10 protein-coding genes are annotated in these 12,883 nt (G+C 74.7%); 2 read left to right on the top strand and 8 right to left on the bottom strand.

Going from position 1 to position 12,883, the window contains the following annotated elements; translation table 11 throughout:
* Positions 1 to 93 precede the first annotated feature (93 nt).
* Together Q4D18_RS08885 and Q4D18_RS08880 are read right to left on the bottom strand one after the other, a co-directional pair.
* Complete coding sequence (locus Q4D18_RS08885; RefSeq protein ID WP_303127454.1) at positions 94 to 1,494, bottom strand: class II 3-deoxy-7-phosphoheptulonate synthase; 1,401 nt, start codon at positions 1,492 to 1,494, stop codon at positions 94 to 96.
* A 72-nt stretch (positions 1,495 to 1,566) separates the two neighbouring features.
* Positions 1,567 to 2,277, bottom strand: coding sequence for a 1-acyl-sn-glycerol-3-phosphate acyltransferase (locus tag Q4D18_RS08880; RefSeq protein WP_303127452.1), 711 nt, complete (start codon positions 2,275 to 2,277; stop codon positions 1,567 to 1,569).
* 65 nt (positions 2,278 to 2,342) lie between these two features.
* Between Q4D18_RS08880 and Q4D18_RS08875 the strand changes: the two genes are divergently transcribed.
* Positions 2,343 to 3,149, top strand: a complete 807-nt coding sequence (locus tag Q4D18_RS08875; RefSeq protein WP_303127450.1) for a carboxylesterase — start codon at positions 2,343 to 2,345, stop codon at positions 3,147 to 3,149.
* A gap of 135 nt (positions 3,150 to 3,284) precedes the next feature.
* On the top strand, positions 3,285 to 5,126 hold the full coding sequence (locus tag Q4D18_RS08870; protein WP_303127449.1) for a long-chain fatty acid--CoA ligase: 1,842 nt from the start codon (positions 3,285 to 3,287) through the stop codon (positions 5,124 to 5,126).
* A 66-nt stretch (positions 5,127 to 5,192) separates the two neighbouring features.
* Here the strand turns inward: Q4D18_RS08870 and Q4D18_RS08865 are convergent, their stop codons facing one another.
* From Q4D18_RS08865 to Q4D18_RS08840, 6 genes are all read right to left on the bottom strand, one after another.
* Positions 5,193 to 6,653 carry a mycothione reductase gene (locus tag Q4D18_RS08865; RefSeq protein ID WP_303127447.1) on the bottom strand — a complete coding sequence of 487 codons (1,461 nt, stop codon included), beginning with the start codon at positions 6,651 to 6,653 and terminating at the stop codon, positions 5,193 to 5,195.
* 62 nt (positions 6,654 to 6,715) lie between these two features.
* The gene (locus Q4D18_RS08860) at positions 6,716 to 10,240 is read right to left on the bottom strand and encodes a pyruvate carboxylase (protein ID WP_303127445.1); all 3,525 of its coding nucleotides are present in this window, start codon (positions 10,238 to 10,240) and stop codon (positions 6,716 to 6,718) included.
* A 142-nt stretch (positions 10,241 to 10,382) separates the two neighbouring features.
* Complete coding sequence (locus tag Q4D18_RS08855) at positions 10,383 to 10,925, bottom strand: MerR family transcriptional regulator (RefSeq protein WP_303127456.1); 543 nt, start codon at positions 10,923 to 10,925, stop codon at positions 10,383 to 10,385.
* 229 nt (positions 10,926 to 11,154) lie between these two features.
* Positions 11,155 to 11,670: a bifunctional nuclease family protein gene (locus Q4D18_RS08850; RefSeq protein ID WP_303127444.1), complete on the bottom strand. Its 516-nt coding sequence runs from the start codon at positions 11,668 to 11,670 to the stop codon at positions 11,155 to 11,157.
* A complete protein-coding gene (locus tag Q4D18_RS08845; protein WP_303127442.1) occupies positions 11,663 to 12,391 on the bottom strand; it encodes a MerR family transcriptional regulator in 729 nt (242 codons plus the stop codon). The genes Q4D18_RS08850 and Q4D18_RS08845 overlap by 8 nt, the downstream gene beginning before the upstream one ends.
* Positions 12,392 to 12,399: 8 nt before the next feature.
* The gene (locus tag Q4D18_RS08840; RefSeq protein WP_303127440.1) at positions 12,400 to 12,822 is read right to left on the bottom strand and encodes an FHA domain-containing protein; all 423 of its coding nucleotides are present in this window, start codon (positions 12,820 to 12,822) and stop codon (positions 12,400 to 12,402) included.
* Between the last annotated feature and the right edge of the window lie 61 nt (positions 12,823 to 12,883).

Below are 12,883 nucleotides of genomic sequence, written 5' to 3'. Positions count from 1 at the left end.
TCCTCGCAACCTCCTGGAATCCAGGGTGTTGCGAGGACCGCTAGAACCCGCTCACGGGGTGCGGCGCCGTCGTCGTCGTGCGGCGGGGCCGGCTCAGCCGCGGTGCGGGTGGGCGAGGGCGTCGGTGACCTTGAACGCGAGCTCGAGCGACTGCTGGTGGTTCAGGCGCGGGTCGCACAGGGTCTCGTAGCGGGCGTCGAAGTCCGCCTCCGCCACGGGGTCGGCGCCGCCGACGCACTCGGCGACGTCGTCGCCGGTGAGCTCCACGTGCATGCCCCCGGGGTGGGTGCCGAGACCGCGGTGGACCTCGAAGAAGCCGGAGACCTCGTCCATGACGTCCTCGAACCGGCGGGTCTTGTAGCCGTTGGCGGCCGTGACCGTGTTGCCGTGCATGGGGTCGGTGACCCACACCGGCAGCGTCTCGAACGACTTCGACGCCTCCAGCAGCGTCGGCAGCGCGTCGCGGATGCGACCTGCACCCATGCGGGTGATGAAGGTGAGGCGGCCGGGCTCGCGCTCGGGGTCGAGCCGGTCCGCGAGAGCGCGGACGTCGTCCACCGTGGTGCTGGGGCCGAGCTTGACGCCGATCGGGTTGCGCACGCGGGAGAGGAAGTCCACGTGGGCGCCGTCGACCTCGCGGGTGCGCTCTCCGATCCACAGGAAGTGGGCGCTCGTGGCGTAGGGCGTGCCGGTGCGCGAGTCGAGGCGGGTGAGGGCGCGCTCGTAGTCGAGGAGCAGGGCCTCGTGGGCGGCGTAGAACTCGGTGCGCCGCATGGCCTCGAAGTCCGCGCCGGCGGCGGCCATGAAGCGCACGGCCCGGTCGATCTCCGCGGCGATGCGCTCGTACTGCTTGTGGGCGGGGTTCTCCATGAAGCCGCGGTTCCACTGGTGGACGCTGCGCAGGTCGGCGAAGCCGCCCTGGGTGAAGGCGCGCACGAGGTTCAGGGTGGACGCGGCCGTGTGGTAGGCCGTCACCATGCGGCTCGCGTCGTGGCGGCGGGCCTCCTCGGTGAACTCGAAGCCGTTGACGATCTCCCCGCGGAAGCTCGGGAGGGTGACGCCGTCGCGGGTCTCGGTGTCCGAGGACCGGGGCTTGGCGTACTGGCCGGCGATCCGGCCCATCTTCACCACCGGCATGGAGGCGCCATAGGTGAGCACGGCCGCCATCTGGAGGATGGTCTTCACGCGGGCGGAGATGCGGTTGGCGGTGGAGCCGGCGAACGTCTCGGCGCAGTCGCCGCCCTGGAGCAGGAACGCCTCGCCGCGGGCGACCTCGGCCAGCCGGGTGCGCAGCACGTCCACCTCCCCGGCGAAGACGAGCGGGGGGACCTGGCTCAGCTCGGCGACGGCGGCGCGGAAGTCGTCCTGGTCCGCCCAGGTGGGCGCCTGGCGGACCTCGAGGTCGCGCCACGCGTCGAGCGCGGGGTCGGGCGCGGCGCCCTCGGAGATGGCGGTGCCGAAGGCCAGGATCTGGTCGCGGGGGTCCTCATGCATGGACCCAGCCTAGGCCCGGCCGACGAGGGGGTCCGGAACGTGACCCGGCAGGTCCGCAGTGTGAGACCGGACTCAGTCGCGGCCCGCGCGCGGCGGGGCCGGCACACGGCCGGACTTCACATCGGCGGCGTAGACGTCCACGTACTCCTGGCCGAAGAGGCGGCGGATCGCCTCCATGATCTCGTCCGTGACCTCCCGCAGGACGCGGTGGTCCCCGGCGGACTCGGCCCGGCCGGAGAAGTCCAGCGGCTCGCCGAAGACCATGCCGAGCCGGCGGGGGGTGGGCAGGGTCCGGCCGATCGGCTGGACCCGGTCGGTGCCGATCATGGCGATCGGCACCACGGGGGCCCCGGAGGCCAGCGCCATCTTCGCCACGCCGATCTTGCCGCGGTACAGCCGTCCGTCGGGGCTGCGGGTCCCCTCGGGGTAGATGCCGAGCAGCTTGCCCTCCCGCAGGCAGTCCAGACCCGCCTCCAGCGAGCGCAGGGACGCCTGGCCGCCGGAGCGGTCCATCGGCAGCTGGTTGGTGGCCTCGAAGAACTTCCTGGTGACCCACCCCTTGGGGCCGGGCCCGGTGAAGTACTCCTGCTTCGCCAGGAAGTGCACCTGCCGCTCCAGCATCGCCGGCATGAACACGGAGTCGCAGACCGAGAGGTGGTTGCTGGCCAGGATCGCCGCCCCCTCGTCGGGCACGTGGGCCAGCCCCTTGACCCAGGGGCGGAACAGGAGCCGGGTGGCGGGGGCCACCACGAACGTCTTGGCGGACCGGTAGAACGTGGACACGGGGAGAGCCTCTCTCGACGTCGGCGGTGCCCCCATCCTATGCGGGCGGGTCTAGGCTCGTCCGCATGCGTCTGCCGTTCCCCCTCCGCCCCGCGTCCGCCCCCGCCCCGCGCGACGTCGACGTCCCCGAGGCCCAGCGCCCGTTCCGCCTGCCCGCCACCGGGCGGCCCGACGTGGCCGTGGTGGTCCTGCACGGCTTCACCTCCGGTCCGGCGTCGGTGCGGGCGTGGGCCGAGGGGCTGGCCGCGGAGGGGGTGGCGGTGCGGGTGCCGCTGCTGCCCGGCCACGGCACCCGCTGGGAGGACCTGGCGGCCACCGGGGCGGACGAGATCCGCGCGGCCGTGCGCGCCGAGGTGGACGCCGCGCTGGCCGGGCACCACCATGTGGCGGTGGCCGGCATCTCGATGGGGGGCGCGCTCACCCTGGACGCCGCCGCCCACCGGCCCGTGGCCGCGGCGCTGGTGGTGAACCCCGCGCTGCGGTTCGGCAACCCCGTGGCCCACGCGGCCCCGCTGCTGCGGCACGTGGTCCCCTCCCTGCCCGCGATCGCCGGGGACATCGCCGACCCCGACGCGCGGGAGATCGCGTACGAGCGCACGCCCCTGGGCGGCGTCGCGGCGGTCGGCCGCATCCAGCGGGCCGCCGAGCGGGGCCTGGGGAGGATCACGTCCCCGGTCACCGTGTTCCGCTCGGCCCGGGACGCCGTGGTGCCCGAGGCCAGCCACCGCGCACTGCTGCGCGGCCTGACCCGGGCGCCCGTGGAGGTGGTCCCGCTGCCCCGCAGCCGGCACGTGGCGACCCTCGACCTCGACCTGCCCCTGCTGATCGAGGCGAGCAGGGCCGCGGTGGCCCGCGCCGTGGCGCCCCGCTGACCACGCACGGGGGGCGGTCCTCCGCCGGCGGCGGATGCTTGTAGGGTGTACGTGACACCGCTCACACCGGACCCCGACGCGGGTGCGCCGTCCCCGCGCACCCGGTCCGTCCCGGCCAGACCCCCTGGAGGACCCATGCGCCACATCGCCGAGCCGGCCCACCCGACGCTCTCCCCCGACACCGCTCTGACCGATGCCCTCGCCCGTCAGGCGGCCGAGCACCCGGACCGCCCGCTGTTCGCCGCGCCCGTGCCCGGCGGCGAGGGCGAGGCCGCCTGGCGCGATGTGACGGCCGCCGAGGCCTGGGCCCGGGTCCAGGGGTATGCCCGCGGTCTGGTGGCGGCCGGCGTGGGCCCCGGCGACCGCGTGGCGATCATGGCCTCCACCCGGCTCGAGTGGACCCTCGTGGACTACGCCATCTGGGCCGCCGGCGCCGTCACGGTGCCGGTCTACGAGACCTCCTCGCCGTCGCAGGTGGCCTGGATCTTCGAGGATGCCGGCGTGTGCGCCGCCGTCGTCGACACCCCGGAGCGCGCCAAGACCGTGCGCGACGCCGTCCACCGCGAGGGCCTGCCTGCCCTGTGCGGGCTGTGGACCATGGACCCCGCCGGTGCCGAGCCCGGGTCCGGCCTGGACGAGCTCAGCAGCGAGGAGGGCGGGGACGAGGTCCTCGCCGAGCGGCGGGCCGGCCTCGCCCTGGACTCCCTGGCCACCGTGATCTACACCTCCGGCACCACGGGCCGGCCCAAGGGCTGCGAGCTGACGCACGCCAACTTCGCGGAGCTCGCCCACCAGACGCTCTCCTCCTCCCTCGGCGAGGTGGTCAACCCCGACTCGTCGACGGTGCTGTTCATCCCCCTGGCGCATGTGTTCGCCCGGTTCGTGTCCGTGCTGACCGTGGAGGGCGGGGCCCGGTGCGGTCACGTCTCCGACCTCGCCCACCTGTCCGAGTCGATGGAGAGCTTCCATCCGACCTTCCTGCTCGCCGTGCCGCGCGTGTTCGAGAAGATCTACAACGCGGCGCTGCTCAAGGCGCAGACCGGTGGGAAGGGGGCGATCTTCGAGCGCGGCGCGGACGTGGCGGTCCGGTGGTCGAAGGCGCTCGAGGACGGCCGGGTGAGCGTGCCGCTGCGGGCCCAGCGCGCGTTCTACTCTGCGCTGATCTACCGTCGCATCCGCGCCGCCATGGGCGGGTCCCTGCAGTACGCGGTCTCCGGTGGCGGCCCCCTCTCCCCCGACCTGGCGCACTTCTTCCGGGGGGTGGGCGTCACGATCCTCGAGGGCTACGGCCTCACCGAGACCACCGCCCCCGTGACCGTCGGCCGCCCGAGGAAGCTCCGCATCGGCACCGTGGGCCGCCCGCTGGGCGGCAATGAGATCCGGATCGACGACGACGGCGAGATCCTCACACGCGGCACCTCGCTGTTCCGCGGCTACCGCAATCGCCCCGAGGCGGACGCGGAGGCCTTCACCGAGGACGGCTGGTTCCGCACCGGCGATCTGGGCTCCCTGGACGAGGAGGGCTTCCTGCGCATCACGGGCCGGAAGAAGGAGATCATCGTCACCGCCGGCGGCAAGAACGTGGCCCCGGCGCAGCTGGAGGACGCGATCCGCTCCGACGCCCTCATCTCGCAGGTGATGGTCGTGGGCGACGCAAAGCCTTTCGTCGCGGCGATCGTCACCCTCGACGCGGACACCCTGCCCGCGTGGCTGGCCGCCCGCGGACTGGACCGTGACCTCGACGTCGCGGCGGCGGCGCGGGAGCCGAAGGTCCGCGAGCACGTGCAGTCCGTGGTGGACCGGGCCAACGGGACGGTGTCGAAGGCCGAGGGCATCCGTGAGTTCCGCATCCTCGACCGGGACTTCTCCGCGGAGGAGGGTCACATGACGCCCTCTCTGAAGATGCGTCGGGCCGCCATCCTCAAGGACTTCTCCGCCGTCGTGGAGGACATCTACTCGGGCCCGCGGCCGTCCTGACCCGGACGCCTCGGAGCGGGCCCGTGCCCGGTGACCTCCACGGCCGCCGGGCACGGGGCCGCGGCCTCAGAGGCGTCCGGAGTCGGGGACGTCCAGGCCCAGGAGGGCGTTCTCGACGACCTCGCTGAGCGCCGGGTGGGGCCAGTACTGGCCGCGGGCGAGGGTGTGGGCGTCGATTCCGAACGACATCGCCGTCACGAAGGTCTGGACGAGGTTCGCGGCCTCGTGCCCCAGCAGGTGCGCCCCCAGGATCCGTCCGGTGGCCCGCTCGGCCACGACCTTGCACAGGCCCTCGGAGTCCTCCATGGCCCAGCCGTAGGCGACGTCCCCGAAGGCCTGCTCCTTCACCGTGACGGCGTCCGCGCCGAACCGCTCGACGGCCTCGGCCTCCGTGAGGCCCACCGAGGCGATCTGGGGCTGCGTGAACACGGCGGCCGGCACCGGGCCGGGCGAGTCCTCGCGCAGGTCGTGGGGATGCTCCAGGTTGTGCGCGACGAGGCGCGCCTCGTGGTTGGCCACGTGCTTGAGCTGCCAGGTGTTGGCCACGTCGCCCAGGGCGTAGACGCCCGGGACCGGCCGGCCGCCCGCGAGGACGCGCTGGGCGGCGTCCACCGCCAGGACGCCGTCCGGGGTCACGTCGTAGCCGGCCTCCGCGACCGCCAGCCGGTCCGTGTTGGGGACGCGACCGGTGGCCACGAGCACGGCGTCCGCCTCGAGCTCCGCCTCGTCCGGTCCGCTGCGCTCGGCCCCCGGGGCCGGGTCCAGGCGCACCGTGACCCAGCCCTCGGCGGCGCGCTCGGCGTCCGCCACGGCCTCGACGCCGCCCAGGGTCCACCCCGTGCGCAGGTCCCACCGCCGCGCGGCGATCTGGGTGAACCGGTCAGAGACAGCCACGTCGTGCCGACGCAGCAGGCGGCGGCTCCGGTTGACCTGCACCACCTCGGTGCCCAGGGCGGCGAAGACGGAGGCGAACTCGGCGGCGATGAACCCGCCGCCGACCACCACGAGCCGCCGGGGCAGGCGCGGCAAGCGCATGATCGTGTCCGAGGTGTGCACCGAGGGCAGGTCCATGCCCGGCACGTCCGGGACCACGGGGCGGGACCCGGCAGCCACCACCACCTGCTCGCCGCGCAGCACGCGCCCGGACGCGGTGGTCAGCTCCCTCGGCCCCGTGAAGCGCACCTCCTCAGCCACCACCTCAGTGTGCTCGAGCTCGTCCCGCCGGTACCGCAGCCCGGCGTCGCTGATGGCGTCCACCCGGCCGAAGACGCGGTCCCGGATGCCCTCGAAGTCGGCGCCGGTGAACTCGAGCCCGACGCCGAGGCGGGCGGCCTCGGCCGGCGCGGCGGCCAGCTGGGCCGGGTAGGCGTACATCTTCGTGGGGATGCAGCCCCGGTTCAGGCACGTCCCCCCGAAGGGGCCGGAGTCCACGACGGCCACGCGGCGACCCTCCCAGTGCTCGGTGACGAGGGAGTTCCCGGAGCCGGAGCCGATGATGATCAGGTCGAAGTCCTCTGCGGTGGCCATGGCCCCCAGCATAGGAGACGGCCCGGACGCCTCAGGCGTCCGGGCCGTCTCCGGCGGGCGGGTCAGTCCAGCTCGAGCAGCAGGTCGCCGCCCTGGACCGGGGTCACGCCCTCCACCACCACGCGGCGGACCGTGCCCGCCACGGGGGCGGTGATGGCCGCCTCCATCTTCATGGCCTCGATCGTGGCCACCGGCTGGCCGGCCTCCACCGTGTCGCCCTCGGCCACCTGCACCGTCACCGAGCCGGCGAACGGCGCGGGGACGTGGCCGGCGACGCCGGGGTCGGCCTTCTCGGCCTGGCGCACCGTGGACTCCACGGAGCGGTCGCGGACCTGCACCTGGCGCAGCTGGCCGTTGAGGGCGATCATCACGATGCGCACGCCCTTCTCGTCCGGCTCGGACACCGACTGCAGCGCGGCGATCAGGCGCACGCCGCGGCCCAGGGACACGATGTGCTCGCGCCCGGGGACCAGGCCGTACAGGAAGTCGCGGGTGTGCAGCGTCGAGGTGTCGCCGAACTCCTCGCGATGCGCCTGGAACTCGCGCGTCGGGCCGGGGAACAGCAGACGGTTGAGCGCGTCGCGGCGCGTCGCGCCCGGCTCGGCCAGGGCGGCGGCGTCCTCCGCGGAGACCTCCGCCATGCCGGTGCCCTCGCGGCGGCCCTGCAGCGCGCGCGTGCGGAAGGGCTCGGGCCAGCCGCCGGGCGGGTCGCCCAGCTCGCCGCGCAGGAAGCCGACCACCGAGTCCGGGATGTCGAAGTCCTGCGGGTGCTCCTGGAACTCGGCCGGGTCCACCCCGGCGCCCACCAGCTGCAGGGCGAGGTCGCCCACCACCTTGGAGGACGGGGTCACCTTCACCAGATGGCCCAGCATGTCGTCCGCGGCGGCGTACATGGACTCGATCTGCTCGAACCGCTCCCCCAGGCCCAGTGCGATGGCCTGCGTGCGCAGGTTGGACAGCTGTCCGCCGGGGATCTCGTGGTGGTACACGCGGCCGGTGGGAGCCGTCAGACCCGCCTCGAACGGCGCGTAGATCGAGCGCACGGACTCCCAGTAGGGCTCCATCGCGGTGGCCGCCTCGAGGGAGAGGCCGGTGTCGCGCTCGGTGTGCTCCAGCGCCGCCACGAGGGCGGACAGCGGCACCTGGCTCGTGGTGCCGGCCATGGAGGCGGTGGCCGCGTCCACGGCGTCGACGCCGGCCTCGGAGGCCGCCAGCAGCGTCGCCAGCTGGCCGCCGGCCGTGTCGTGCGTGTGCAGGTGCACCGGCAGGCCGAACTCGGCGCGCAGGGCGCCCACGAGCTCGCGCGCGGCGGCCGGGCGCAGCAGGCCGGCCATGTCCTTGATGCCCAGCACGTGCGCGCCGGCGTCGACCATGCGGCGGGCCAGGTCCAGGTAGTAGTCCAGCGTGTAGAGCGACTCGGACGGGTCCGTCATGTTGCCCGTGTAGCACAGGGCCGCCTCGGCGACCGCGGTGCCCGTGGCGCGCACGGCGGCGATCGCCGGGGTGATCTGCTCGACGTCGTTGAGGGCGTCGAAGATGCGGAACACGTCCACGCCGGTGGCCGCGGCCTCGGCCACGAACGCGTCCGTCACCTCGGTGGGGTAGGGCGTGTACCCGACCGTGTTGCGGCCGCGCAGCAGCATCTGGATCGGGATGTTCGGCAGCTCCGCGCGGAGCAGGGCCAGGCGCTCCCACGGGTCCTCGTGGAGGAACCGGAGGGCGACGTCGTACGTGGCCCCGCCCCACGCCTCCACGGACAGCAGGCCCGGCAGGGTGTGGGCGACGGCGGGCGCGGCGGCCAGCAGGTCGCGCGTGCGGACGCGCGTGGCCAGCAGGGACTGGTGGGCGTCGCGGAAGGTGGTGTCCGTGACGGCCAGGGCGGTCTGCTCGCGCAGGGCGGAGGCGAACCCCTCGGGGCCCTTCTCCAGCAGCACCTGACGCCAGCCCGCCGGCGGGACGGCCGCGGGGTCACGGCTCGGGCCGTCGAACGGCGAGCGGTCCGGCTCGTGGCGCTTGTCCCCGGGGTGGCCGGGCAGGCGGTCGCGCGGGTCGATGCCGTCGATCCGCTCGCCGTGCGGCTTGTTCACGGTGACGTCCGCGAGGTACTGCAGCGCCTTGGAGCCGCGGTCCTGGGAGCGGTTGACGGCCGCCAGCTCGGGGTGGGCGTCGATGAAGTCGGTGGCCACGTCGCCGGCGAGGAACTGCGGGTCGTCCAGCACGTTCATCAGGAACGGGATGTTCGTGGTCACGCCGCGCACGCGGAACTCCGCGAGGGCGCGGCGGGCACGGCGCACGGCCGTCTCGTAGTCGCGGCCGCGGCACGTGAGCTTCACGAGCATCGAGTCGAAGTGGGGGCTGATCTCCGCGCCGGCGTAGATCGTGCCGCCGTCCAGACGGACGCCCGAGCCGCCCGCGGAGCGGTAGGCGGTGATGGTGCCGGTGTCCGGGCGGAACCCGTTGGCGGGGTCCTCCGTGGTGATGCGGCACTGCATGGCGAAGCCGCGCACCTGCAGGGTGTCCTGCGTGATGCCCAGGTCGGCCAGCGAGGCCCCGGCGGCGATGCGCAGCTGCGCCGAGACGAGGTCCACGTCCGTGACCTCCTCGGTCACGGTGTGCTCCACCTGGATGCGGGGGTTCATCTCGATGAACACGTGCTGGCCGGCGCGGTCGCCCGCGGTGTCCACGAGGAACTCCACCGTGCCCGCGTTGACGTAGCCCATCTCCTTGGCGAAGGCGACGGCGTCCCGGTGCAGGGCCTGGCGGATCTCCTCGTCCAGGTGCGGGGCGGGGGCCATCTCGATGACCTTCTGGTGGCGGCGCTGCAGCGAGCAGTCGCGCTCGAACAGGTGCACCACGTCCCCGTGGGCGTCGGCCAGGATCTGCACCTCGATGTGGCGCGGGCGCAGCACGGCCTGCTCGAGGAAGACGGTGGGGTCGCCGAAGGCGGTGTCCGCCTCGCGCATGGCGGCCTCGAGGGAGTCGCGCAGGTCCTCGGGGCGCTCGACGCGGCGCATGCCGCGCCCGCCGCCGCCGGCCACGGCCTTGACGAAGATCGGGAAGCCGATGGCGTCGGCCTGCCCCATCAGCCAGTCGACGTCCGCGCTGGGCTCGGAGGAGTCCAGGGTGGGGATGCCGGCGCGCTTGGCCGCGCGCAGGGCCTCCACCTTGTTGCCGGTCAGCTCCAGGACGTCGGCCGGCGGGCCCACGAAGGTGATGCCGTTCTCGGCGGCGGCGCGGGCCAGGCCGGCGTTCTCGGAGAGGAAGCCGTAGCCGGGGTAGATCGCGTCGGCGCCGACGTCCTTGGCCACCCGGATGACCTCGTCCACGTCCAGGTACGCCCGGACGGGGTGCCCCTCCTCGCCGATCCGGTACGCCTCGTCGGCCTTCTGACGGTGGATGGAGTTGCGGTCCTCGTAGGGGAACACGGCCACGGTGCGAGCACCGAGCTCGTTGCAGGCACGGAAGGCGCGCACGGCGATCTCACCGCGGTTGGCCACCAGGACCTTGGAGAAGACGGGAGCCGTGTCGGTCGAGGCCGGACGACCCGCGTCGTTGCGGGGGGTGTCGGGATCCAGGGGGAGACTCATGCCCCGAGTGTGGCACATCCCACGCTCCGGGCCGGTGAGCGGCGTCACGATGACGAGCCGGGGCCGCTTCTCCTCCCCCGCGCCGGACACGACGACGGCGCCGCCCGGGCGGGGCGGCGCCGTCGTCGGCGCGGGGGCGGGCTCAGGAGGCCGCGCGCGCCGCCTGACGGCCGCGGCGACGGGCGGAGAGCTCGTCCTGGGCGGCGGAGGGGCCCAGCAGCTCGCTGGGCAGCTCGGCGAGGCTGCCCTCGACCTCGCGCCAGACGCGGCCGACGGCGATGCCGAAGACGCCCTGGCCGCCCTGGACGAGGTCCACGACCTCGTCGGCGGACGTGCACTCGTACACCGAGGCGCCGTCGCTCATCAGGGTGATCTGGGCGAGGTCGTCGACCCCCCGCTCGCGCAGGTGCGCCACGGCGGCGCGGATCTGCTGGAGGGAGACCCCTGTGTCCAGCAGGCGCTTGACCACCTTGAGGACGAGGATGTCCCGGAAGGAGTACAGCCGCTGGGTGCCGGAGCCGGCGGCGCCGCGGACCGTGGGCACCACGAGGTCCGTGCGCGCCCAGTAGTCCAGCTGGCGGTAGGTGATCCCGGCGGCCTTGCACGCGGTGGGGCCGCGGTAGCCGACGTCGCCGTCCGGGGTGGTGGTGTCGTCGTCGAAGAGACGTCCCTGTCTGCCGTCGATGCCGAGGGGCAGACCAGGTCCTGCATGCGGTGTCACTGAGGAGACCTCCTGGTCGGTGGCCCCATGGGGGTGACCGTCTCCGCCCGTCCCCTCCGGTGACCGTGGAGGGGCTTCGGCGGGCACGGCCGGGGCCTTCTGGTCGAAGGTACGGGCCGCAGGGGGCCGGGTCAACGACGTCGGCTCCTGGGGCCCCGGGCGTGTCGCGGCCGGCGCCCCCGACCGGGGGCGCTCAGGCGAAGTCCTCGGGGGCCACGTCGTCCAGGAACGCCCGGAAGTCGTGGAGCGCCGCCTCCTCGTCCTCCTCGGGGTCCCCGTGCCCGCCCCGGGCGGGCAGGCCGGCCTCGGCGAGGACCTCCGGGGCGCACAGCACCGGGGCCTGCGCCCGCAGGGCCAGGACCACGGCGTCCGAGGCCCGCGCGTCCACGCGCGCGCCGCCGCGCAGCTCGAGGGACGCGTGGACCACCCCGTCCACCACCGCCGTGAGGCGCACCGCCTCCAGGCGCCCTCCGAGCGCCGCCACCGTCTCCAGCAGCAGGGCGTGGGTCAGGGGGCGCGGGCTCGGCAGCCCCTCGAGGGCCAGGGCCGCCGCGGCGGCCTCCGGGGCGCCGACCCATAGGGGGACGACGGTGTCCCCCGGCGGGTCCAGGAGCAGCACCACGTGCTGCTGGGCGGGCAGCTCCACGCGCACGCCCAGCACCGTCAGGGGGACGTCCGCCGGGGACGCGGGGCCGTTCGCCTCAGTCATCCCACTGCTCCAGTCCCCCGTGCACGAGCGCAGAGTGCAGGCGCAGGCAGGCGTCGGCAATCCCCCGCGCCGTCTGCGCGGTGCGCTCCCGGGTCCCGGCGTCCCGGCGGGAGGCCAGGGGCGCCACCGCGCGCTCCACGAGGCTGAGCTCCCGGTCGGCGGCCGCGCGGAAGGGGCGCAGGTGGCGGGGCTCGATCCCGTGGTCCGCGAGCTCGACGGCGGCCCGGGCCACCGCGAGCGCGGCCGCCGGGTGCAGGCCCTCGGCGTCCCGGGGCAGCAGCGCGTACTGGTCGAGCTCGCCGATCAGCTCCTCGGAGGCGCCGGACTCGTGGGCGAGCTCGGCACGGGTCCACCGGCGGGCGGGGTCCGTCATCCTCCGCCCCAGGCGCTCGGCCTCGACGTCGGACGGCGCGGCCTCGAGGACGGCGGATCGCTCCCCGCGGTCCAGGGCCTCGAGGTGCTCGCGGATCACGCGCAGCGGCAGGAACCGGTCCCGCTGGAGCGTCAGGACCAGGCGCATGCGGTCCACGTCCGCGGCGCGGTAGCGCCGGTATCCGGCGGGCGTGCGCTCCGGGGTCACCAGTCCGCGGTCCTCGAGGAACCGCACTTTGGACGCGCTCACGCCCGGGAAGGCCGGCTCGAGGGCGGCGACCACCTCGCCGATGCCGAGGGTCCGGACGGCGTCCTCGGCCGCGCGGGGCCGGTGCCCGGTGGGGTCCACGGTCCCTCTCAGGCCTGCGCGGCCGCGTGGTAGGTGAGGCGGTAGCGCCCGATGCGCAGCTCCATGCCGGAGCGCAGGCGGACGTCGTCGACCCGGTCCCCGTTGACGTAGGTCCCGTTGAGGGATCCCAGGTCCACGAGCTGGTGGCCGCCGTCCACGGCGCGCAGCTCGACGTGCCGGCGGGAGACGGTCACGTCGTCGAGCAGGATGTCGGCGTCCGGGTGGCGCCCCACGCTCACCACGGGGGTGTCCAGCAGGAACCGGGCGCCGGCGTCGGGGCCGCCGTGGGCCACCAGCAGCGCCGTGCCGGCCGGCAGGGCGCGGACGGCCGCGAGCGCCTCCGGGGAGAGGTCGGCGTCGCCGGCCGGGGCGAGGTCGGTGAGGCTGATCGAGGAGGTGTGGAGGCTCGGCTCGTGTCCGGGCTGCGTCATGGGGTGGGCTCCTGTGCAGGTGCGGGCGCGGGGGCGGGGGCCCCCCCCCGCCCCCCCCCGC

This window comes from Micrococcus sp. (assembly GCF_030523875.1).
Taxonomy (GTDB): Bacteria; Actinomycetota; Actinomycetes; order Actinomycetales; family Micrococcaceae; genus Micrococcus.
Note: the sequence above shows the minus strand (reverse complement) of the source record. Positions and strands in the feature narration are given on the sequence as shown.

Coding starts and splice junctions, on each gene's coding strand:
- Q4D18_RS08875 (WP_303127450.1), top strand. CDS start 2,343: ATGCGTCTGCCGTTCCCCCTCCGCCCCGCGTCCGCCCCCGCCCCGCGC.
- Q4D18_RS08850 (WP_303127444.1), bottom strand. CDS start 11,670: ATGACTGAGGCGAACGGCCCCGCGTCCCCGGCGGACGTCCCCCTGACG.
- Q4D18_RS08840 (WP_303127440.1), bottom strand. CDS start 12,822: ATGACGCAGCCCGGACACGAGCCGAGCCTCCACACCTCCTCGATCAGC.
- Q4D18_RS08860 (WP_303127445.1), bottom strand. CDS start 10,240: ATGAGTCTCCCCCTGGATCCCGACACCCCCCGCAACGACGCGGGTCGT.
- Q4D18_RS08885 (WP_303127454.1), bottom strand. CDS start 1,494: ATGCATGAGGACCCCCGCGACCAGATCCTGGCCTTCGGCACCGCCATC.
- Q4D18_RS08870 (WP_303127449.1), top strand. CDS start 3,285: ATGCGCCACATCGCCGAGCCGGCCCACCCGACGCTCTCCCCCGACACC.
- Q4D18_RS08865 (WP_303127447.1), bottom strand. CDS start 6,653: ATGGCCACCGCAGAGGACTTCGACCTGATCATCATCGGCTCCGGCTCC.